The organism is Cobetia sp. 14N.309.X.WAT.E.A4 (assembly GCF_030397495.1).
GTDB lineage: Bacteria > Pseudomonadota > Gammaproteobacteria > Pseudomonadales > Halomonadaceae > Cobetia > Cobetia marina.
Genome location: NZ_JAPNXT010000006.1, coordinates 66,577 through 86,866, shown reverse-complemented (window position 1 = coordinate 86,866; position 20,290 = coordinate 66,577). Strand labels below are relative to the sequence as shown.

20 protein-coding genes and 2 riboswitches are annotated in these 20,290 nt (G+C 64.6%); of the genes, 11 read left to right on the top strand and 9 right to left on the bottom strand.

The window, feature by feature from the left end:
* Positions 1 to 36: 36 nt before the first annotated feature.
* From thiC to OW493_RS09945, 6 genes are all read right to left on the bottom strand, one after another.
* Positions 37 to 2,046 (bottom strand): phosphomethylpyrimidine synthase ThiC, encoded by a 2,010-nt coding sequence (gene thiC / locus OW493_RS09970; protein ID WP_136938788.1) that lies wholly within the window; start codon positions 2,044 to 2,046, stop codon positions 37 to 39.
* 126 nt (positions 2,047 to 2,172) lie between these two features.
* A riboswitch (TPP riboswitch) is annotated at positions 2,173 to 2,313 on the bottom strand.
* 190 nt (positions 2,314 to 2,503) lie between these two features.
* Complete coding sequence (gene tenA, locus OW493_RS09965) at positions 2,504 to 3,163, bottom strand: thiaminase II (protein ID WP_136938787.1); 660 nt, start codon at positions 3,161 to 3,163, stop codon at positions 2,504 to 2,506.
* Between the two features lie 142 nt (positions 3,164 to 3,305).
* Positions 3,306 to 3,444: riboswitch (TPP riboswitch) on the bottom strand.
* A gap of 152 nt (positions 3,445 to 3,596) precedes the next feature.
* On the bottom strand, positions 3,597 to 4,289 hold the full coding sequence (locus OW493_RS09960; protein WP_271302168.1) for a TIGR04282 family arsenosugar biosynthesis glycosyltransferase: 693 nt from the start codon (positions 4,287 to 4,289) through the stop codon (positions 3,597 to 3,599).
* Between the two features lie 43 nt (positions 4,290 to 4,332).
* Complete coding sequence (locus OW493_RS09955) at positions 4,333 to 5,139, bottom strand: TIGR04283 family arsenosugar biosynthesis glycosyltransferase (protein WP_289864006.1); 807 nt, start codon at positions 5,137 to 5,139, stop codon at positions 4,333 to 4,335.
* Positions 5,140 to 5,281: 142 nt separating this feature from the next.
* Positions 5,282 to 6,586: a sugar dehydrogenase gene (locus OW493_RS09950; protein ID WP_289864005.1), complete on the bottom strand. Its 1,305-nt coding sequence runs from the start codon at positions 6,584 to 6,586 to the stop codon at positions 5,282 to 5,284.
* Between the two features lie 125 nt (positions 6,587 to 6,711).
* Positions 6,712 to 7,746, bottom strand: a complete 1,035-nt coding sequence (locus tag OW493_RS09945) for a lysophospholipid acyltransferase family protein (RefSeq protein WP_289864004.1) — start codon at positions 7,744 to 7,746, stop codon at positions 6,712 to 6,714.
* Positions 7,747 to 8,205: 459 nt separating this feature from the next.
* On the opposite strand from OW493_RS09945, the gene OW493_RS09940 reads away from it, so the two are divergent.
* The gene (locus OW493_RS09940) at positions 8,206 to 8,952 is read left to right on the top strand and encodes a methyltransferase domain-containing protein (RefSeq protein ID WP_289864003.1); all 747 of its coding nucleotides are present in this window, start codon (positions 8,206 to 8,208) and stop codon (positions 8,950 to 8,952) included.
* 286 nt (positions 8,953 to 9,238) lie between these two features.
* On the top strand, positions 9,239 to 10,669 hold the full coding sequence (locus OW493_RS09935; protein ID WP_289864002.1) for an MFS transporter: 1,431 nt from the start codon (positions 9,239 to 9,241) through the stop codon (positions 10,667 to 10,669).
* Between the two features lie 71 nt (positions 10,670 to 10,740).
* Here OW493_RS09935 and OW493_RS09930 read toward each other — a convergent pair whose 3' ends face one another.
* Together OW493_RS09930 and OW493_RS09925 are read right to left on the bottom strand one after the other, a co-directional pair.
* Complete coding sequence (locus OW493_RS09930; RefSeq protein ID WP_289864001.1) at positions 10,741 to 11,400, bottom strand: 2OG-Fe(II) oxygenase; 660 nt, start codon at positions 11,398 to 11,400, stop codon at positions 10,741 to 10,743.
* Positions 11,401 to 11,532: 132 nt separating this feature from the next.
* Entirely contained in the window at positions 11,533 to 12,162 is a 630-nt protein-coding gene (locus OW493_RS09925) for a CoA pyrophosphatase (protein WP_136938781.1), read from the bottom strand.
* A 140-nt stretch (positions 12,163 to 12,302) separates the two neighbouring features.
* Here OW493_RS09925 and OW493_RS09920 point away from each other — a divergent pair, with 140 nt between their 5' ends.
* Positions 12,303 to 12,887 carry an NUDIX hydrolase gene (locus OW493_RS09920; RefSeq protein ID WP_084208042.1) on the top strand — a complete coding sequence of 195 codons (585 nt, stop codon included), beginning with the start codon at positions 12,303 to 12,305 and terminating at the stop codon, positions 12,885 to 12,887.
* 72 nt (positions 12,888 to 12,959) lie between these two features.
* Here OW493_RS09920 and OW493_RS09915 read toward each other — a convergent pair whose 3' ends face one another.
* A complete protein-coding gene (locus OW493_RS09915) occupies positions 12,960 to 13,271 on the bottom strand; it encodes an NGG1p interacting factor NIF3 (RefSeq protein WP_084208043.1) in 312 nt (103 codons plus the stop codon).
* A 160-nt stretch (positions 13,272 to 13,431) separates the two neighbouring features.
* Between OW493_RS09915 and ftsB the strand changes: the two genes are divergently transcribed.
* The 8 genes from ftsB to OW493_RS09875 all read left to right on the top strand — a co-directional run bounded on the left by ftsB (position 13,432) and on the right by OW493_RS09875 (position 20,257).
* The gene (gene ftsB, locus OW493_RS09910; RefSeq protein ID WP_077375092.1) at positions 13,432 to 13,806 is read left to right on the top strand and encodes a cell division protein FtsB; all 375 of its coding nucleotides are present in this window, start codon (positions 13,432 to 13,434) and stop codon (positions 13,804 to 13,806) included.
* Positions 13,803 to 14,585 carry a 2-C-methyl-D-erythritol 4-phosphate cytidylyltransferase gene (gene ispD / locus OW493_RS09905; protein WP_289864000.1) on the top strand — a complete coding sequence of 261 codons (783 nt, stop codon included), beginning with the start codon at positions 13,803 to 13,805 and terminating at the stop codon, positions 14,583 to 14,585. Before ftsB ends, ispD begins: the two co-directional genes overlap by 4 nt.
* Positions 14,586 to 14,658: 73 nt before the next feature.
* Complete coding sequence (gene ispF, locus OW493_RS09900; protein ID WP_169477230.1) at positions 14,659 to 15,165, top strand: 2-C-methyl-D-erythritol 2,4-cyclodiphosphate synthase; 507 nt, start codon at positions 14,659 to 14,661, stop codon at positions 15,163 to 15,165.
* Complete coding sequence (locus tag OW493_RS09895) at positions 15,158 to 16,333, top strand: tRNA pseudouridine(13) synthase TruD (RefSeq protein WP_354670152.1); 1,176 nt, start codon at positions 15,158 to 15,160, stop codon at positions 16,331 to 16,333. The genes ispF and OW493_RS09895 overlap by 8 nt, the downstream gene beginning before the upstream one ends.
* A 58-nt stretch (positions 16,334 to 16,391) precedes the next feature.
* A complete protein-coding gene (gene surE, locus OW493_RS09890) occupies positions 16,392 to 17,138 on the top strand; it encodes a 5'/3'-nucleotidase SurE (RefSeq protein ID WP_136938778.1) in 747 nt (248 codons plus the stop codon).
* A gap of 194 nt (positions 17,139 to 17,332) precedes the next feature.
* Positions 17,333 to 18,067: a protein-L-isoaspartate(D-aspartate) O-methyltransferase gene (locus OW493_RS09885; RefSeq protein WP_084209621.1), complete on the top strand. Its 735-nt coding sequence runs from the start codon at positions 17,333 to 17,335 to the stop codon at positions 18,065 to 18,067.
* Positions 18,064 to 19,017, top strand: coding sequence for a DUF368 domain-containing protein (locus OW493_RS09880; protein ID WP_240499669.1), 954 nt, complete (start codon positions 18,064 to 18,066; stop codon positions 19,015 to 19,017). The genes OW493_RS09885 and OW493_RS09880 overlap by 4 nt, the downstream gene beginning before the upstream one ends.
* Positions 19,010 to 20,257 carry a peptidoglycan DD-metalloendopeptidase family protein gene (locus tag OW493_RS09875; RefSeq protein WP_289863999.1) on the top strand — a complete coding sequence of 416 codons (1,248 nt, stop codon included), beginning with the start codon at positions 19,010 to 19,012 and terminating at the stop codon, positions 20,255 to 20,257. Before OW493_RS09880 ends, OW493_RS09875 begins: the two co-directional genes overlap by 8 nt.
* The last annotated feature ends 33 nt before the right edge of the window (positions 20,258 to 20,290 follow it).

The window sequence follows — 20,290 nt, the reverse complement described above, 5'->3', positions numbered from 1 at the left end:
TCAGCACGTCAGCCTTTCGTGCGCCAGTCTCTCTTCCTATACCTCCTGATAGAGCTGGCTGCCTTCGCGCTTGAACTTGTCAGCCTGCTCCTGCATGCCGGCCATCACGCTGTCGGCGTCACCGGTCAGGCCGTGTTCGTTGGCGTAGTCGCGGACTTCCTGGGTGATCTTCATCGAGCAGAACTTCGGCCCGCACATGGAGCAGAAGTGGGCGACCTTGGCCGAATCCTTGGGCAGCGTCTCATCGTGGAAGCTGCGCGCGGTGTCCGGGTCAAGGCCCAGATTGAACTGGTCTTCCCAGCGGAACTCGAAGCGTGCCTTGGAGAGTGCATTGTCACGACGTTGCGCGCCCGGATGCCCCTTGGCCAGATCCGCGGCATGCGCGGCGATCTTGTAGGTGATGATGCCAGTCTTGACGTCGTCCTTGTTGGGCAGGCCCAGGTGCTCCTTGGGGGTCACGTAGCAGAGCATGGCGCAGCCGAACCAGCCGATCATCGCGGCACCGATACCGGAGGTGATGTGGTCGTAGCCCGGGGCGATGTCGGTGGTCAGCGGGCCGAGGGTGTAGAAGGGCGCCTCGTCGCACTCGCTGAGCTGCTTGTCCATGTTCTCCTTGATCAGGTGCATCGGCACGTGACCCGGACCTTCGATCATGACCTGGACATCGTGCTGCCAGGCGATCTTCGTCAGCTCGCCGAGCGTCTCGAGTTCGCCGAACTGGGCGGCGTCATTGGCATCGGCCACCGAGCCCGGGCGCAGGCCATCGCCCAGTGACAGGCTGATGTCGTAGGCCTTGCAGATCTCGCAGATGTCCTCGAAGTGGCGATAGAGGAAGCTTTCCTCGTGATGCGCCAGACACCACTTGGCCATGATGGAGCCACCGCGCGAGACAATGCCGGTCACGCGGCTGGCGGTCAGCGGCACATAGCGCAGCAGGACGCCGGCGTGGATGGTGAAGTAGTCGACGCCTTGCTCGGCCTGCTCGATCAGCGTGTCGCGGAAGATCTCCCAATCAAGATTCTCGGCCACGCCATCGACCTTCTCCAGCGCCTGATAGATCGGCACCGTGCCGATGGGCACGGGAGAGTTGCGCAGAATCCATTCACGGGTCTCGTGGATGTTGGCGCCGGTCGAGAGATCCATCACGGTGTCGGAGCCCCAGCGGATCGCCCAGGTCATCTTGTCGACCTCTTCCTCGATGGAGGAGGTGACCGCCGAGTTGCCCAGGTTGCCGTTGACCTTCACCAGGAAGTTGCGGCCGATGATCATCGGCTCGCTTTCCGGGTGATTGATGTTGGCGGGAATGATGGCGCGGCCACGCGCGACTTCCTCACGCACGAATTCGGCGGTGATCTCGTCGGGCAGGTTGGCGCCGAAGCTGTGGCCCGGGTGCTGGTGGCCCAGAATGCTCTCGACGGAGTCGCTGCCCTGATATTCCTCACGCAGCGCGATACGACGCTGATTCTCGCGAATCGCGATGTACTCCATCTCCGGCGTGATGATGCCCTGGCGCGCATAGTGCAGCTGGGTGACATTCTTGCCCGGCAGGGCACGACGCGGGCGGTGGTCCAGCTCGAAACGCAGGGACGACAGGCGCAGGTCGGCCTGGCGCACGCGACCATATTCGCTGCTCAGCTGATTGAGCTGTTCGGTATCGCCGCGCTCCTCGATCCACTTCTCGCGCAGTGGCGCCAGCCCGCGACGAATGTCGATCTCGACCGCCGGGTCGGTGTAGGGGCCGGAGGTGTCGTAGACGACGATCGGCGGATTCTCTTCCAGACCGCTGGAGGTCTGGGTCGGCGAGCAGCCGATCTCGCGCATGGGCACGCGGATGTCCGGGCGAGAGCCTTCGATATAGATCTTGCGCGAGCCGCTCAGCGGCGCGATGGCGGCGGCGTCGACGCGGGCTTCGCTGGCGAGATGGCGACTGCCATCCTTGCGACCGGCACGTGCGCGCGCCTTCGGCGCAGCTTCAGGCTGGGGGGCGAGCGACGGTTCTGCGGCGTTGGTGGCTTGCGGATCTTGAGTCGTGGGGGTAGTGCTCATGCAGGTCTCCTCAAAGGGCGACGTCACGGCAGACGTCATCATGGGAAGACCGTGCGCAGGGAGAGGATGGCCATCGCCGACTCCTTGCCAACAGGTGGCCCGGGAGCGAGGCGGCCGCGGGCAGCGGCTGACCATCAGCTTGATTCCTACGCCGGTCCTAACCGGTTCAGGTTCCACGGGACCCCTTGCTGGCAGCCTCGCCCATTTGGCGGCGAGGTGATGCATGCAGGATCTCAGCCGGTTCCACCGGCACCCCGTCAAGCGTGCTCAGAGTTCAATGCGGGCATGACCTGTGCTGAGCGTTGTGCTGGCCCAGGTCATCGTGCTCGCATTCAGGCTCTGATGGCCTGTGGTGTGTCTGGATGATTGGCGAGAGGACCACGTCCCCAAGCCCATGGAAATCGATGAATCTTCCGTTCGCGCTGGTGCGGCCTGTCAGGCGACGGCCTGCCACGGATCAGTCGCGATCAAGCCCCATCTGCCAGAAGTCGATCTCGAGACGTGTCGCATCGCGGAAGACATCCACCAGTTCGCCCAGCCGGCGCTCCGAGACCTCCGAGAGCCGAGCGTCCAGCCATTCACGTTCGGCGTCCACCGCTTCCTTGAACTCATCGCTGGAGTACATCGCGATCCAGTCCGCGTACGGATTGTCCTCGATCTCGGTGGTGTCCTGATCCAGCAGCCACTCGGCGATCTCGCCGTAGCCGATCAGGCAGGGCGCGAGCGCCACGTGAAGATCGAGAAGATCGCCGCGCTGGCCGCAATCCAGTACGTAACGGGTATAGGCCAGGGTGGCGCGGGATTCCGGCAGCTCACTCAGGTCATCCTCGCTGATGCCCCACTCGCTGCAGTAGCCGATATGCAGGTCGAGCTCGGTATTGAGAATGGTGTCGAGACTGGCCGTGGCCTGACGCAGCTCCGCGAGGGTGCGGCTCTTGTAGGCGGCAAGCGCCCAGGCGCGCGCGAAGTGGATCAGGAACAGGTAGTCCTGCTGCAGGTAATGGCGGAAGGACTCCTCTGGCAGACGACCTTCCCCGAGCTGGCGAACGAAGTCATGCTCGAGATAGTCGCGCCATTCCTCGGCGCAGGCACTGGTCAGGTCTGAAAAGCTGGGCATCGACGCATCCCTCGGTGAGCGTGCTGCCAATCCGTGATGGAGTGGCAAAGGTCTGGCTCGAGCGTGGTCAGGTCCGGCAATCTGCAGGGAAAAAGCGGGGGAGGTGCGGCGTTCACCTGGAAGAGGTGAAGATGGTGTGCGGCAACACTTCGCGCTTGATCCCTACGCCGGTACTAACCGGATCAGGTTCGGCGGGATCGTCATTCACGCACCTCGATGCAAGGCCTCGAACAGTGCGAATGACATCTCAGCCGGTCTTACCGGCACCCCGTCAAGCTGTGACTCAGACGTCACGATATCTCGAGTGTAACAGTCCTGCGGTGCAGGAAAAGCCTCTGCCGCCCTAAAACCCATGCGACTTTGGGAGGCCTTCTGCGATGCTGAAAGGGCTTCCTGCGATGCGGGAAGCGTGTCATGCGCTGCAGGAAAGATGTCATGCAGGCTGACAGGAGGAGAGGTTCGCCATCAGGGCTGGGAAGTGTCGCCTCAGGCGCACCAGATCGTGAGGCTCATCGACATCCCAGCTGACAGGCAGGCAACCGACGCTTCTGCCTGCCTGAGCCAGCAGTGCAAGAGTCTCCCGGCTCACGTCGGCATGGCTCCAGTGATCCAGCTGGAAGGCCGCCGGGCAGGCTGCTTTCAGGCCAATCAATCCGTATCCCCCGTCTTCGCTGGGCTGCAGCACCGCCTCATGGTCATGCAGGCACCGCGCCGCCTCGCGCAGACGTTGACTGTCCAATGCGGGCAGGTCAGAGCCCATCAGCAGCACGGGGCCTGCGGGCAGGTGGCGCAGCATGGCCTGATGCATGCGCTCCCCAAGCCCACCCTGTGGCTGTGCCTCGAGCGTGATTCGCTTGCCATATGCCGCCATGCTCTCTGCACGCAACTGATCCTCAAGGTCCGTCAGCAGGGCTGCCAGCTCAGGTTGCTGCCGAGCGTGCTCGGGGGAGGGAGTCAGCATCACGACCACCTTGCCGAGGCGTGAGGCGCAGGCCTGCTGAACGATTCTGCGCAGCATGCGCGAGTAGAGGCGTGCCGCCCCCTCGGGACCGAGGGCAGGGATCAGCCGCGTCTTGCATTGTCCGGCCAGTGGCAGGCGGCCGAAGATGATGAGCGTCGGGCGCATGTCATACGCGGCCGTGTCGGTTTCCCTGCCAGCAAGCGAGGCTTCAGGCATGAGGCAAGCCACGTTCACAGGCTTGAGCGGCAGCACCATAACCATAGAGACGCGCCAGACGGACAGGAGATACGCCACCCCAGGCTGCCAGGCGCAGCCCCCACATCTTGAGGATGGTGCGACAGACGCCATGGGTTTCCCAGCGTCTTCCACTGGTGGTGACTCTGGCGGAGAGGTTCAGCGGCGAGGTCAGCCGCTTGAGCCTGACGCTCAGCTGGATGTCCTCCATCAGGGGCACGACGGGAAAGCCCTCGATGGCCTCGAAGGTGGAGCGTCGTACGAACTGGGTCTGATCACCCGTGCTGATGCTGGTCAGGCGCGAGCGCAGATTCATCAGCATGGCGATCACGGGCAGCAGCGGAGAATCTCCTTCGATGTCGACATCGAAGCGACCCCAGTCGCACTCGCGATGCTCGGCGAGGGTCTCTGACAGTACCGAGAGGACATGTGCCGGCAGGCGCGTGTCGGCATGCAGGAACAGCAGCCATTGACCACGAGCCTGAGAGGCACCGGCGTTCATCTGCGTTGCCCGGCCCGGATCACTGCTCAGGCAGCGATCGCACAGCGGCGTTGCCAGCTCGCGGGTAGTATCCGTGGAGCCGCCATCGACCACGATGACCTCGCAATCCCCGCTCGCGCGCAGTGGACTCAAGGCGATCAAGGCCGAGACGATACCGGATGCCTCATTGTGGACTGGCATGATGATGCTCAGCCACGGGGTGCGCGTCAGGGCGCTGCCCGGGCGGACAGCCCCGGGGGAAGGGCTGGCAACTGGCGAGAAGATGGAGGGCTTTGTCATGGCGCAGGCTCCGGCGATGGCGTCGTCCTGAGAGCATACGCATGTGATCACCCCATGGATGCAGAGCGTCGAGACGTTCGCTCAACGCTTGGGCGAAGAATCAACGCGTGAGCCGCCGTGTCGGGTCAGAGGCGGCTGGAGGTCACTGAGAGAAGGTGATCCGATAGAGTCCTGAGGCTCCGGTATCGCTGGTCAGGTAGAGGCTGCCATCCTTGCCGAATGCTACATCCAGTGGGCGTATCCAGCGCTCGCCGCTGGCGGCATCCTGCAGGCCGGTCAGTACCGGCACTAGGTGTGCTTCAGTGTCTGGCGTCGCCAGCTTGAGGCCCAGCAGGCGAGGCTCACGACGACTGGCGGGGTCTCCCCACGCTTTGCCGGACGGTGCCGTGCCCCAGCTGCCGTGGACTGCCACCACGACATCCATGTCAGCAGCCAATGGATGCCCTGGCGGTACCACCGCGATTCCCATCGGCGCACTGCGAGCGGGGATCTCGGCCAGTGGCGGTGCAATCTCGTCACGCTCGCGCGGTGAATCGCTCGTGATGCAATCATCTGCCTGCCAGCGGCCATCGATCCACTGATACCAGGGCATGCCATGGAAGCTGCCCTGGTCAGCTGCGACCACCAGCTCGCGGGGATGCTCGTAGCCCCAGTGGTCCGGTCCGTTGTTGGTGGCCAGCAGGCGCGTCTCTCCTGTCGCCAGTGCCTGCCAGACCAGGCCGACGGGGTTGCGCAGACCACTCGCCCACGCACGCCACTCGGGAGGCTCGCCACTTTCCTCAAGGCGCATCACTCCCCCACGGCGCTGTTGCTGTGGATAGCGAGGCGAGGTGCCTGCCAGATACTGATCGGAGCAGTTGCCCTGGATCCCCAGCGCCAGATACAGGCCATTGTCAGGGCCCAGGCTCAGCGTACGCGAGTTGTGGCCGCCGCCGCCGGGAATCGCGATCACGCGGTGGAAGTCGCTCGGGGCAAGGGAGATCCCGGGATGGTAGTCCGCGACCAGCAGGGCGTCCGTGGTCGCGACATACAGGCGCGCATCGCGGACGACGACAGAGTGGGGATAGCCTTCCAGCTCGACCAGCACTTCCATGCGCTTGAGGCTGCCATCATCGGCCAGCTGGCCTCGGTAGAGCTTGCCGGCCCGCGAGCCGATCAACACCTCATCGTGAGCGGTAAGGTGCAGCATGCGAGGTGCCTGAAGCGATGCCAGCCGAGTCATGCCGGCCCCTGGTGGCAGCCTCAGGGAGGGGGCGTCCTCGGGAACCGAGCTTGCCGCCTGCAATGCCAGAGTCGGGGCATGAGCAGAGGTCTCGCCATCGAGGGTGTCGTTGCTGCTTGCCTCGCTCCAGGCAGGAGACGACGCGCAGAGACAGCCGATGAGCGCCGTCCCCATCAGCTGTCTGATGCTTGCGCATCCGCGGATTTCCTGTTGGCGCTTGCTCATGTGCTCCACTGCCTCCCTGGCCTGTCGCGGCTGCCTCGGCAAGTCGACTGGCATCGCTCGCTGTCGTGCAGGAAAGTCTGGAAGCTTGTGCCGGTTTGCGCCAGTGCTGCCCTGTCCCTGGAGAGTCAGGAGCGCTTCGCGTTGCGGCGGCGGTACTTGAGGTGGCGGCGCCAGCCCTTGAGGGAAAGCCAGGAATCGTCCCGGGGATAGAAGCGCTTCTCACGCCAGCCTGGCTGCTCGTCCAGTTCTTCCGGGCTCTTGCGCCAGCGCTTGTATTCCCATTGATACTGCGCGGGCGCCAGGGCGATCGCGGCTTCCACTGAGGCATTCACTCCCCGCGCCGAGATGACCTCGTCTTCGGCGTAGACCGCCTCATCCGCCGCAAGGAAGTGGATGGCGAAGCCATGGCCATCTTCCAGGCGTTGAGCGACACCGGTCACCACGCGGGCGTCGGTTCTCGCCACCAGCTTGGGGAGCAGAGTGGCGGTGTAGGCGGGGCGGCCGTAGAAGTCGGCGAAGACACCGCTGCCGCGTCCCGGTTCCTGATCCGGCAGGATGCCGATCGCCTCGGCGCGCTTGAGCGCCTTCAGCAACGCTGCCACGCCGCGGGAGTTGGTAGGCACCAGTCTCGCCCCCATGCGCTCACGCCCGTTGCGAATGATCGGGTCGAGCCGCTCGAACTTGGGCGGCTCGTACATGGCAGTGAAGGGGAAATGGCTCGAGAGCCAGAAATTGAGCACTTCCCAGTTGCCGAAGTGCGGCGCCAGCACGATCACGCCACGTCCCTCGGCACGGGCTTCGTCGAGCAGATTGCGACCGTGCACCTCGAGAATCGAATCGCGCACCGCGTCTTCATCACCCAGCCATACCTTGCCCAGCTCCAGCATGGTGGCGGTGGAGTGCGCGAGGCTCTCGGTCACGAGGCGTGTGCGTGCCTCACGCGGCTGATGAGGGAAGGCCTGGCCAAGATTTCTGCGCGTGACGCGCCGTTCCCGCGGATTGAGCAGTTGCACGAGACGCGCGACCGGGCGCGCCATCCACCACAGCTGGCGGGTGGTCAGGCCCGAGAGTCGCTGCCATAGCCAGGCGACGGCATTGGCCTTGAGGGGTAAAAGGCGTTGTTCCATGGCCTTTTCAAAACGCTTGAGAGTCTTTTCCATCGTCACACATGAAGTTCCGGTGGTCTGGCGTGAGATACCGCACTGGTCAGAGGGCGAGTCCTGCGCTGCCCGTCGCGCCCCATTGTGCCAGAGGGGCGAACGTCATGCAGGTTCGAGGCATCGGGGGGCACGCAGTGACCTTCGTCGTGTGTGGCACGGGGCGTGCGGCCCGTTTCCTCTGCCAGTATCATGCTGGCATCGGCACATCCGGGATCACGTCGCTGGCGTAGTCCCGAGGCGCTCTGTCAGACAGTCAGACCACGGCACTGCCCGAGCGGTTCTCGTGTGCCGTGTTTTCCAGTAGTGCTTTCCAGTAGTGCTTTCCAGTAGTGCTTTTCGGTGATGCTTTCCCTGATGCGCTTTCCCTGATGTGCTCGTCCTGTCATGTCTTGTGCCTGTCATGTCTTGTGCCTGTCATGTCTTGTGCCTGTCGTGTCCCTTGCCCTGTGCGGAGCCCTGATGTCATCTTCCCCCATTGCCCCCGAGTCCCCGGCACAGGCATTGCCTGAATCCGACCATCAATGCCCGTTATGCGCGACCCATGGCAGTCAACCGGTGCTGCATCTGGTGCAACGACGCAAGCCATGTCCGCGGACCGGTCAGCGTCCGCCTGCCGACGAGCGTGATTACCTGCGGTGTGGCGAATGTCATCTGCTGTATCTCGCGCCCTCTCAACGACTGGATGCCCGCGCAGAGCAAGACATCTACGACCAGCACGAGAACGACCCGGCAGACCCGCGCTATCGCACCTTCCTGTCCAGGCTGTTCACGCCGATGTGCGAGCGGCTGGCGGCCGGTGCCAGCGGGCTCGATTTCGGTTGTGGGCCGGGGCCAGCCCTGGCACGGATGTTCGAGGAAGTCGGCCACCCGATGGCATTGCATGATCTGTATTACCACCCGAACCCGGCAGCGCTCGCCCGTCAGCATGATTTCATCGTCAGTACCGAGGTGATCGAGCATCTCTACGCGCCCGGCGATGTCTTCCGTCAGTGGCTTGGGTGTCTCAAACCCGGTGGCCTGCTGGGGATCATGACGCAACCCGCCGCGGATGATCTGGATGCGCTCAAGCGTTGGCACTATCTGCGTGACCCGACCCATGTCTGCCTGTTCAGCCCGACGACCTTCGCCTGGCTGGCGCGGACCCATGGCCTGGCCTTCGAGCAGATTGCGAGCGATAGCGTCATCTTCCGCGTTCCGATGTCCTGAAGGGCTCGCGTGGCGGGTGTGGAGGGGAGATGCCCGCTACCGAGGCATGATCCAGCCGCCCCACGCGCGTGCGCCTGACCGGGCTGGCTGCGAGATTCGGGGCGAGACAATGAACGATGTCGCGAAATGACGTGAAGCTGACGCAAAAACACTTGGATTTGGCGCAGACTGTCACTATATTGCCCGCGCCTTGCGAGATTCCTGCAGGGCGCTTCCCTCTCCCGTAGCTCTCCGCACCTTGCGGCATTGGCCGAACGCAGTCCTGCGCCTGGCCGAGGAACTGGTCATGCCCCGTCATCTGTTGTTGATGTCTCTCGCGCCCTTGCTGGGCCTTGCCTTGCTGGGGATCGGCAATGCCATGCTGACTTCGCTGGTCCCCCTGCGGCTGTCTGCCGCCGGTGTCTCGAGCGAGGCGATCGGCCTGATCAGCTCCGCCTACTATCTGGGGCTTGGACTGGGAGCGCTGGTCAACGACCGCCTGCTGCTGCGCATCGGACACATCCGAGCCTACGCCGGCTTCGCCTCGCTGGTGGCAGTCGCCGCCCTGGCCATGGGGCTGGGCGATCATCCCGTGGTGTGGTTCCTGCTGCGCATGATGATCGGCTGGTCGCTGGTCGGCGTCTATCTGGTCATCGAGAGCTGGTTGCTGAGTGCCGCCGACCCCGCCGTACGCGGACGCCTGCTGGCGCTCTACATGATCGTGCTTTATGGCGCGGGCGTGCTGGGGCAGCTGCTGCTGGGAGTAACCGCCATGCTGAGTCTCGAGGCGGCCTTCATGCTGGTGGCGATGCTAGCGGCGGCGTCCGTATTGCCGCTGGTGCTGCTGCCGCGCGTATCACCGCTGATCGAGCAATCCGAGCCGTTGAGTCCCTGGCGTCTGATTCGCATCACGCCGACCGGCGTGTTCGGCTGCCTGGCTTCGGGGCTGGTGGTGGCAGTGCTCTACAGCCTGCTGCCCTTGGCATTGGGGGAGGGCGGCGTGCTGGACACCGCGGAGATCGGGCAGCGCATGGCGCTGGTGATTCTCGGCGGCATGCTGCTGCAGTACCCCATCGGGCGCTGGTCTGACAGTCATGATCGTCAGCAGGTATTGATCATCCTGTCGGTGGCCATCATCGGGTTCGCCGCCTTGCTGATGGGGCCGGCACGCGAAGGCATCGCGCAGTTGACGGTGTTGTTCCTGCTCGGCGGCGCGGCCTTCACGCTCTATCCGGTCGCGGTCAGCCATGCGGCAGACCGTGCCCCCGCCGGGGCGCTGGTGCGCATGAGTCAGGGATTGTTGCTGATCAATGCCGTGGGCTCGACCCTGTCACCGCCGGCCGTATCACTGCCGATGGCCGAGATGGGTGCCATGCCCGGCATGGCGCTGAGTCTGGCGGTGATGGGCGGTGGCATGCTGGCCTTCTTCGTCTGGCGACGCGTGATGCGTCCGGCGCCGCAGCCGCTGGCCCCCTTCGAGACCCATGCGCCACAGACGCCCCTGGGAACGGAGCTTGCCGTCGGGCCGGAACTGGTCGAGGCCGCCGAGGAGCACCTGCGGGATGCCGAGGTCAATGACCCGCTGGTCGAGGTGACTCGCGAGCTGGCCGTCGACATGCCGGAGCTGATCACCGAGGCGTCCCTGGATAGTCTCGAGGAGATCGAGACTCATGAGGGCGAAAGCCTGCGCCAGGCGCCCCGCCATGGCGAGGCATCCGACGGGCGCAACGCAGATTGAGGCCTTGTGTGAGCGGCATGCCTCACGTGCGTCGCAAGGGGGGGGAGGGGAGAAGAGATGAGTAGGTCGCACTAGCGGGAGGGGTCGACCAGGTTGCCCTGCGAGGCGTTGCGGCGGAACCAGCCGGTCACGCTGGCGCGCGCCTGTTTCGTCGACAGTACCTCGTGGGGGATCCGTTCGGAAAGAAAGCACACGAAGGTCCCGGCCTCGGGGGTGACACGCCGGATTTCACGGCTGTCATCTTCGGGGTCGTAGAGCACGATCTCGCCACCGGCGTCCGCCGGCCAGTCGGCATTGAGATAGAGCACGCTGGAAATCAAGCGATTGCCACGCCCGCGGAAGCTGTCCAGGTGCTTGCGATAGAAGCTGCCGACCGGATAGTGGGCAAAATGCGCCTCGTACTCGAACAGTCCCAGATAGAGGGCACGGTTGAGTTCATCCTTGAGGACATTCATCGCCTCCAGATAGGCACGCTGGGCACGCGAATCGCGATCCAGCCAGCGAATCGCATCCCCGCGGATGTCCGGGCGAAGGTCATGCTCTCGCCCGCGTCCGATTCCCGCAGCCGTCAGTCGCTGATGGCTCTCCAGCGCCCGCAACTCGTCATTGAGATGGCGGATCAGGTGTGCCGGCAGAAAGTCCGGGCGCACGCTGTAGCCATGCTCGACCAGTTCATCGATCAGCAGGTTGAGCGCGGTGGGGTCCAGCAGTGGGGCGGGTGCAGCGGGCATCGGGCGCTCCGGAAAAAGGGCAGAAGGCATCAAGGCGCAGTGTTATAGAGCAGCGCGCGCAGGGGCGCAATGCCTTGAGTGAAGGCCTGGCAATCCTCAGCCCGCGAGACATGCGTCAATCACGCCAGAGGCTCATGCCCGTGGTGCATGGGGGCGAGGTGGCAGGTGGCGCAACGGAGCCCCGGGCGGTGGCGGGGAGGACAGGCTGATGGTGTGTCCGAACCCGATGGCCATCATCTCCACCAGCATCATCGCGGAAAGCCCCCACAGCAGCTGCCCGGCCACCTGATAGCCGGGCACGTACCAGGTGTCATCGCCCACGCGGATGACGTCGGTGTGGGCGCGTTCATCGCGCAGCAGCATGCTCAGTGGCATCTCGAAGATATGCGCTATCTCGCCGGGGTCGGCGCGCAGCGGCAGGTCGGGAGCGATGCGTCCCACGAAAGGCGTCACGGTCATGCCGTGCAGCGAGATCACATCGCTCAGTTGCCCGTATATCTCCACTTCGCCGGAGGGCAGGGCCACTTCCTCCTCGGCCTCACGCAGCGCCGTGGCCAGCAGACTGATATCCTCCGGCTCCGCCTTGCCACCGGGGAAGGCGACCTGGCCGGCATGCTGACTCAGGTGACTGGCGCGTTGCGTGAGCAGCAGCGTCGGTTCCGGGCGGTCGATCAACGCGATGAGTACCGCAGCGCGTGGCTGGTCGTTGCTCACGATACGGGGGTGATGGGATTGCAGGCGCTGGCGCAGAGCTTCTAGCATGTCGGGTCCTCGTTGACCTTCATCTTGTGGCGTGGGATGTGAGGCGGTCAAGATGTGAGGTGACAGCCGGCCGAGTCAGCGGCACCATTTCCAGAAGCCGAGCCCGGGCATCGGCGTTCAAGAGTTTCACGGGAGAGCGAATGAACTACTGCAGCCATTGTGGTGAGACGGTGCGTCTGGCGGTGCCACAAGGAGATGATCGACTGCGCTACCTGTGTGATAGCTGCGGCACCATCCATTATCAGAACCCACGCATCATCGCCGGTACCCTGCCGATACGCGATGGCAAGGTGCTGCTGTGTCGCCGCGCCATCGAGCCGCGCCTGGGGTACTGGACACTGCCGGCCGGTTTCATGGAGAACGCGGAGACCACCAGTGAGGCCGCTGCCCGCGAGACGCGTGAGGAAGCTGGGGCCGAGGTCAATCTCCAGGGCCTCTACACCCTGATTGATCTGCCGCACATCAATCAGGTCTACATGCTGTTTCGCGCCGAATTGACCAGTGATTTCTCCGCGGGTATCGAGAGTCTCGAGGTGGCGCTGTTCGCCGAAGAGGAGATTCCCTGGCAGTCACTGGCCTTCCCGACCATGGAAGTGACGCTGAGGCGCTATTTCGAGGACCGTCGTGCCCGCCAGGGAGAAGGCGAATTCCCGTTGCATCTGGAACAGATCGATCTCGAGACGCGCGAGCGCTTCTTCAAGACGACACATCTGCCCAAGCACTGAGCGGGCCGTGGTCAGGCTTCACCCCGGGACCTGCCGTCGCTTGACGGCGTGACCGGGGTGGGCATCACACCTTCAGAAGCTTTCCAGTCGCCAGCAGTCAATCGGCACTTCCTCGTAGGGGTGCGCCTCGCGCAGTGCGGCCACTGCCGTGCGAATCAGCGCGTCCTCACACACCATCTCGACCTTGACCTCCTCGACACGTTCCAGCGTGCCGCGTTCGCCGATATGCGGATTGGCACCGGCCAGCGGACGAAACTGCCCCGTGCCGCGCGTCTCGAAGCAGCAGGCCTCGTACTCGCCCATGCGTCCGGCACCCGTGGCGAAAAGCGCTTCCTTGACACCTTCCAGTGCTTCGTGTGGAACGAAGAATGCCAGTTTGTACATGGTGGGCCTCCTTGAGGGACGTGACGGGCGATGAGCGCCAGGGCGCCAATCGCCCCAGGGAATGACGTGCGCTGGCGAGGACGCAGTCAAGCGTGGCAGAGCCTGCGCGGCGTCCCCTGATGATGGCATAATGCCCGCTGCAACGGCCAAGGACACTGCCATGCTCAAATGGATCAATATCTCACTGCTGCTACTGCTGGCTCTGCTCCAGTACCGGCTGTGGTGGGGCGAAAATGGCGTTACCGAATTGTTCGACATCCGTGCCCGCGTGCAGCAGCTCTCCAGGGAAGCGGCGCAGCTGGACAACCGCAATCAACGCCTGGGCGCTGAAGTGGTCGACCTCAAGAATGGTCTGGCGGCCATCGAGGAGCGTGCGCGCAACGATCTCGGCATGGTGCGCAAGGATGAGCAGTTCCTGTGGGTGCCCAACGTCGAGGTACCCAAGCGCCAGGTCTCGTCCGCGGATGAAGTGGCGGAAGGGGCGCTGGAAGGCAAGGGGCTGGAAGAGGGCCTGCCCAAGGTGCTCAACCCATGACTCGCATGAATGGTGCCCCGGCGCCGCGTCTCTGGTATCTGGTGCCCGCCGCAGGCGTGGGCAGCCGCATGCAGGCTGATCGTCCCAAGCAGTATCTGGAACTGACGCCCGGCGGCAGTGTCCTGGAGGCGACCCTCACCACCCTCAGGCGCGCATTGCCCGAGGCCGGATTGTGTCTGGTGCTGGGCGCGGAGGATGCCTATTTCACGCCGACGATGGTGCCATGGCAGGAGTGGCTGCGCGCCGATGGTGGCAGCGAGCGTGCCGACAGCGTGCTGGCGGGACTCGAGTGTCTGAGCCGAGTGGCGAGTGATGATGACCTCGTGCTGGTACACGATGTGGCGCGTCCCTGTGTCCGCGAGAGCGACATCCAGGCGCTGGTCAAGGCGGCACGCGAGAGTGATGACGGCGCCATCCTGGCCGCTCCCGCCAGTGACACCATGAAGCGGGCCGCTGCGCTGAGCCATGCCGTGGAACGTACCGAGGGCTCAGCGCAGCGCATCGCGCATACCGAATCCCGGACAGGGCTGTGGCATGCCTTCACGCCCCAGGCATTTCCGCTGGGCCTGTTGCGCACGGCGCTGCGTGCCGCCCTCGCGGAGCAGCCCGAGCGCATCACCGATGAGGCCTCGGCACTCGAGGCCTGTGGACGATCCCCCGTGCTGGTGCCCGCGGCGCGCGACAATCTCAAGATCACCCATCCGGAAGACCTCGCCATGGCGCGCCTGTTGCTGGCGGCCCGCGAGGATCACGCCGACAGACCCCGGACACCTGCCTGACATGATGGATCATCCCGTGACCCCCGACACTTCGAGTTCCACGACCTCCCCCGCGACCTCCGGGCATGTCCCGATGTCACTGCGCATCGGGCATGGCTTCGATGTCCACCGTTTCGGAGACGGCGATCATCTGATGATCGGCGGCGTGAAGATCCCCTACGAACACGGCTTCGTGGCGCATTCCGATGGCGATGTATTGCTGCATGCGTTGTGCGATGCGCTGCTCGGGGCCTGCGGGATGGGCGACATCGGCAAGCATTTCCCGGATACCGACAGCGAGTGGTCCGGGGCGGACAGTCGCGGCCTGCTGCGCCACGTCGTCGGGCTGATCAATGCCGCTGGTTTCGGGGTCGGCAATGTCGATCTCACCGTGATGGCGCAGGCCCCCAAGATGGCGCCGCACATCCAGGCGATGCGTGAGGTGATCGCCGAGGACCTGCGTGTGCCGGTGGCGGTCGTCAACGTCAAGGCCACCACTACCGAGCGTCTCGGTTTCACCGGTCGCAAGGAAGGCATCGCCGCCGAGGCCGTGGCGGTGCTTGGCAGGCTGCCCGCCGCGGGTGGAGCCGAGCATGTCTGAAGTGAATGCCATGTCTGAGCCGCCCGAGTCCGATGCGCTGTCTGTCGCGGCGCGAACGGCACTGGAAGCCGCCGGCAGCGAGCCATGGGTCAAGGAAGCCGAGCTGATGCAGCGCTGGCCGCATGCCCATGGGGGCCCGCTGGGCGCAGGTGACTTCCGACACACGCCGGAAGACTTTCGCGTCACGGAATTGATGGACTTCGTGCCCGAAGGTCACGGGGAGCACCAGTGGCTCTGGATCGAGAAGCGCGGTCTGACCACTGACGAGCTGTGCCGCGAACTGGCAGGTCTTTGTGACGTGGCACCGCGTGACATCGGCGTGGCGGGACTCAAGGACAAGCAGGCGATTACCCAGCAGTGGGTCTCGGTATGGTTGCCGGGGCGTGAAGCCCCTGAGCATCTGAGTGAGGCCTTGGCCGAGAAGGGGGCCCGCGTGCTGGCCAGCGTGCGGCACCCGCGCAAGCTCAAGCGTGGCGTGCATCGCGGCAATCGCTTTGCGCTGCGAGTGAGCGGCGAGGCCGTGGCCCATCCGGATTTCGAGACTCGCTGGCAGACATTGATACGCGATGGGGTGCCCAACTATTTCGGTCCGCAGCGTTTCGGGCACCAGGGGCATAACCTGGGGCGTGCACGCGCCGTACTGATACGTGGCTGGCGCAAGCGTGATGATCGCAGCGGCATGCTGCTGTCCACCGCGCGCAGCTTCCTGTTCAACGAAGTGCTGGCCGCGCGTCTCAAGGCTGGCTGCTGGGCGACGGCGTTGAGCGGTGAGGTGTTCGCGCTCGGCGGGACGGGATCGCGCTTCGTCACAGATGGCAGCGAAGCTGTCGAGACGCTGACCCGGCGCCTTGCCGACGGGGATATCCACCCCACGGGCCCGCTGTGGGGCACCGGCCGTGGCGAGTCCCATGCGCAGGTCGCGGCGCTTGAGCAGGTGCTGGCGTCCAGCTGGCCCCAGCTCTGTGACGGCCTCGAGAAGGCTGGCGTGAAGGCCGAGCGTCGGCCACTGCGCCTGATGCCTGCCAATGCCCGCCTGGAGTGGGCCATCACGCCGACCCAGGCCGATGCCGAGGCGACTGCGGCCAGTGCGTGGCTGCATTTCGATCTTCCGCGCGGCAGCTTCGCCACCGGCCTGTTGCGTGAGCTGATTGCCCACCCGCTGCTGTAGCGGCCTGCCCAGCGTGCGCCACGACATGACACCGCGATGAACATGAACAGGTGAGACGATGCGCAAGATTCTGCTTTCCAATGATGATGGGGTACATGCCCCCGGGCTCAAGGCCCTGCATGATGCGCTGTGTGATCACGCGCGAATTCGCGTGGTGGCACCGGACCGTGATCGTTCGGGTGCCAGCAACTCCCTGACCCTGAGTCGCCCGCTGATGCTGTCCGCGATGGACAACGGTTTCTACAGTGTCGACGGCACCCCTGCCGATTGCGTCTATCTGGGGGTCAACGGTGTCTGGGACGAGAAACCGGATATCGTGATCTCCGGCATCAACCACGGTGCCAACCTGGGAGACGATGTGCTGTATTCCGGCACTGTGGCAGCGGCGATGGAAGGCCGCTCGCTGGGCATGTCGGCGATCGCGATGTCGCTGTGTGGCAAGACCCATTTCGAGACGGCAGGGCGTGTGGCGGCGAGTCTGGTCGGCGCGGCCGAGACGCTGGCCTTGCCGCCGCGTTCGCTGCTCAACGTCAATGTGCCGGATGTTCCCTGGCACGAGATCCGCGGATTTCGCGTCACGCGTCAGGGGCATCGTGGTCCGGCGGGCGCACCGATCGCCGTGCAGGACCCTCGCGGGCGCACCCGGTACTGGATCGCGCTGGCCGGGGACGGAGTCGACGATGGTGAGGACACCGATTTCGCGGCCATCGCGGCCGGCTATGTGTCCATCACGCCGTTGATGACCGACCTGACCTCCCATGCGGCGCGTCAGGATGTGGAGCAGTGGCTGGAAGCACTGAGTTGACCTCGCGCGCCACCGCCTGGCGGTCAGGGGTGTCGGGGATCGATCAGCAAGCCGGCGCAGGCGCGTCGGTCGACAGGATGTAATTCGATGTCATGAAGGACGTGTATCAGAACGGTTTTCCCACAGTGCAGTCTGAGAGTGGGCAAGCCATGGCGGATTCGTCGGCCACTCGAACCTCATCGCCACCGGTGCCCATGCGCCTGGAGCGCCCGAATGCCGCGCAGTTGAGCGGTATCGGCATGACCTCTCAACGAACGCGTGATCGCATGGTCACGCGACTGGAAGAGGCTGGCATCCAGGACGAGCGGGTACTGGATCTGATGGCGGCGGAACCGCGCCATCTGTTTCTCGATGAGGCGCTGGCGCATCGCGCCTATGAGGATACCGCCCTGCCGCTGGGGCAGGGGCAGACATTGTCGCAGCCCTACATGCATGCCCGCATGACGGAGCTGGCTCTGGCCTCGGCACCGCGCCCGCGCGAGCAGTGTCGGGTGCTGGAGGTCGGCACCGGTTCGGGCTACCAGACCCTGCTGCTGGCGCGGCTGTTCGGTCAGGTGGCCTCGCTGGAGCGCATCGCCTTGTTGCATCTGCGTGCCCGGCAGCGGCTTGAGTGGTTCGGGCTGGACAATGTCCAGCTGCGTCACGCCGATGGCGGGCACGGCTGGCAGACCACGGCGCGTGAGACGGCCGCACAGGAGTCGGTGACCCTGCCGGGGTTTGATCTGGTGGTGGTGACGGCATGTGCCTCGCACTTGCCGCAGGCATTGCTCCAGCAGCTGGCACCGGAGGGAGTGATGATCGTGCCATTGGCGGAAGACGGCAGTGATCGTCAATGGCTGACACGAGTGCGCCACGTCGGCGACACTCAGGATATTCAGCGGCTCGAGGCTGTGCGCTTCGTGCCGTTGCTCGAGGGAGTGATCAGGTGAAACGAGCATTGAGCGTGTTCTTCAAGGGGGCGGGCATGGGCGCAGCCGATGCCGTGCCCGGTGTCTCGGGAGGCACGATAGCCTTCGTGACGGGCATCTATGAAGAATTGATCGAAACCATCAAGCGCTTCGGACCTTCCGCCATCGGTGTCTGGCGTCAACAGGGCGTCAAGGCGTTGTGGCAGCACTTGAATCTGGCGTTCTTGCTACCGCTTGCCGCCGGCATTCTCGCCAGCCTGATCAGCGTGGCGCACCTCGTCACCTGGCTGATGGAGGCGCAGCCGCTGCTGCTCAATGCCTTCTTCTTCGGTCTGGTGGTGTGTTCCGGTGTGGTCGTGGCGCGGCGCATTACCGGCTTCAGGGTCGGGTATCTGGTGTGGCTGGTGCTGGGGTTGGTACTGGCCAGTCAGCTGCCCAGCCTTCTGCCAGCGGGCACTGATGCGCCCTGGGTCATCGTCGCCGGGGGGGCCATCGCCATCAGTGCCATGTTGCTGCCGGGCGTTTCCGGCAGCTTCCTGCTGTTGACCATGGGCCTCTATGGCACCGTGATGACAGGTATCAAGAGCTTCGATCTGACGCTGATCCTGTTGTTCGGAAGTGGCTGCGCCATCGGACTGTTCACCTTCTCGCGTGTACTGTCATGGTTGTTTCGTCACCATCACACCGCGACACTGATGCTGCTGGTCGGCTTCATCCTCGGCTCGCTGCCGGTGCTGTGGCCCTGGCGCACGATCACCGATTATCGACTGGGCCCCAAGGGGGAGCAGGTACCGCTAGATTATCAATTCATGATGCCGGAGACCTATACCAGCGTGACGGGTGAGCCTGCCCAGTTGTGGGCGGCGCTTGCCCTGATGCTGGCAGGTATCCTGCTGGTCTGGTTCGCGGGTGAGCGCTCAGGACCGGATGATTCTTCCAGTGATTCCCGCAAGGAGCAGGAACATGCCTGACATGATGGACAAGGGATTCAAGCTGGCGCTGGCGGGTCTGGCGCTGGGCGCTCTGACGGCGTGCAGTACCGCCACGACGCGTCCGCAGATCCAGGATCTCAGTGGTGGCACGACACGCATCACCGCAGACAGCTATACGGTTCAGCGCGGTGACACGCTCTATGGCATCGCCTGGCAGAGTGGCCAGGACTTCCGTGACGTGGCGCGCATGAATGGCCTGCGCCCGCCCTACACCTTGCAGCCCGGGCAGACTTTGCGCCTCGACCCTCAGGCACCGTTGCCCGCAAATGCCGGCATCTCCCGTACGGCCGGCACGGCATCGGGGTCGGCATCAGGCACGGGCGTGGTGGCGACCGGGCTTGGCGGCAGCGACGACGCCATCGCCAGCGGCGGCGAGGTGCCGGACTGGCTGGCTCCGGATGAGTCGGCCATTGCTCAGCAGAAGCAGCGTGCTTCCCAGGCGCAGTCCCTGACCACCGGTAGCGGCGGCGTTGCGGCGGCTGCCACGGGCGCGGCCGCTGCTGCGGGCGTCGGCCCGGGGCCCGTGTATCAGGAAGGCAGTGAAGAGGCGCTGGCGGAGTCTGCGCGTGCACAGGCCGCGGACGAAGCTTCCCGAGCCGGCGAGGCACTGGAGAGTGCCGGCAGCAATGCCCAGGCCAGGGCGAGTGAGGCCGAGGCTGCTGCTCGCAAGGCGGCGCAGGAGAAGGCGGATCGCGAGAAGGCCGAGCAGCTGGCAGCGGCCAAGGCCGAGCGTGACAAGGCGGCGGCAAACGTGAAAAGTGCCTCCGACAAGGTTGAAAAGGGGACCAACGTTGCGGGCGCCACACCCGAGGCGGCACCGGCCAAGAAAACCTATGTGCCGGTAAAAAACGTTGACTGGCAGTGGCCTACGCAAGGCGAGATCATCGGCAAATTCGGTGAGTCCGAGAGTGTGACGGGCGGCATTGATATCGCTGGTCAAAAGGGGCAACCTGTCAAGGCAGCAGGGCCGGGGATTGTGGTCTACGCGGGGAGTGGAGTGCGCGGTTACGGCAACCTCATCATCCTCAAGCACAATGACCGTTATCTGAGTGCCTACGCCCACAACGACAGCCTCCGCGTCTCGGAGAATGATGTTGTCGAGGCCGGACAGGTAATCGCCACTCTGGGAGCCACTGACGCCGAACGTGCGCAGCTGCATTTCGAGATCCGCGAGGATGGGCAGCCGAAGGATCCCTTGAAGTTCCTGCCCAAGCGCTGACGTCCACCGCTGCCACAACAAGAAGTTCCTGGC

Bases quoted from the DNA above. Each gene is read 5' to 3' on its own strand.
- thiC (WP_136938788.1), bottom strand. From the start codon at position 2,046: ATGAGCACTACCCCCACGACTCAAGATCCGCAAGCCACCAACGCCGCA.
- tenA (WP_136938787.1), bottom strand. From the start codon at position 3,163: ATGCCCAGCTTTTCAGACCTGACCAGTGCCTGCGCCGAGGAATGGCGC.
- OW493_RS09960 (WP_271302168.1), bottom strand. From the start codon at position 4,289: ATGCGCCCGACGCTCATCATCTTCGGCCGCCTGCCACTGGCCGGACAA.
- OW493_RS09955 (WP_289864006.1), bottom strand. From the start codon at position 5,139: ATGACAAAGCCCTCCATCTTCTCGCCAGTTGCCAGCCCTTCCCCCGGG.
- OW493_RS09950 (WP_289864005.1), bottom strand. From the start codon at position 6,586: ATGAGCAAGCGCCAACAGGAAATCCGCGGATGCGCAAGCATCAGACAG.
- OW493_RS09945 (WP_289864004.1), bottom strand. From the start codon at position 7,746: ATGGAAAAGACTCTCAAGCGTTTTGAAAAGGCCATGGAACAACGCCTT.
- OW493_RS09940 (WP_289864003.1), top strand. From the start codon at position 8,206: ATGTCATCTTCCCCCATTGCCCCCGAGTCCCCGGCACAGGCATTGCCT.
- OW493_RS09935 (WP_289864002.1), top strand. From the start codon at position 9,239: ATGCCCCGTCATCTGTTGTTGATGTCTCTCGCGCCCTTGCTGGGCCTT.
- OW493_RS09930 (WP_289864001.1), bottom strand. From the start codon at position 11,400: ATGCCCGCTGCACCCGCCCCACTGCTGGACCCCACCGCGCTCAACCTG.
- OW493_RS09925 (WP_136938781.1), bottom strand. From the start codon at position 12,162: ATGCTAGAAGCTCTGCGCCAGCGCCTGCAATCCCATCACCCCCGTATC.
- OW493_RS09920 (WP_084208042.1), top strand. From the start codon at position 12,303: ATGAACTACTGCAGCCATTGTGGTGAGACGGTGCGTCTGGCGGTGCCA.
- OW493_RS09915 (WP_084208043.1), bottom strand. From the start codon at position 13,271: ATGTACAAACTGGCATTCTTCGTTCCACACGAAGCACTGGAAGGTGTC.
- ftsB (WP_077375092.1), top strand. From the start codon at position 13,432: ATGCTCAAATGGATCAATATCTCACTGCTGCTACTGCTGGCTCTGCTC.
- ispD (WP_289864000.1), top strand. From the start codon at position 13,803: ATGACTCGCATGAATGGTGCCCCGGCGCCGCGTCTCTGGTATCTGGTG.
- ispF (WP_169477230.1), top strand. From the start codon at position 14,659: ATGTCACTGCGCATCGGGCATGGCTTCGATGTCCACCGTTTCGGAGAC.
- OW493_RS09895 (WP_354670152.1), top strand. From the start codon at position 15,158: ATGTCTGAAGTGAATGCCATGTCTGAGCCGCCCGAGTCCGATGCGCTG.
- surE (WP_136938778.1), top strand. From the start codon at position 16,392: ATGCGCAAGATTCTGCTTTCCAATGATGATGGGGTACATGCCCCCGGG.
- OW493_RS09885 (WP_084209621.1), top strand. From the start codon at position 17,333: ATGCGCCTGGAGCGCCCGAATGCCGCGCAGTTGAGCGGTATCGGCATG.
- OW493_RS09875 (WP_289863999.1), top strand. From the start codon at position 19,010: ATGCCTGACATGATGGACAAGGGATTCAAGCTGGCGCTGGCGGGTCTG.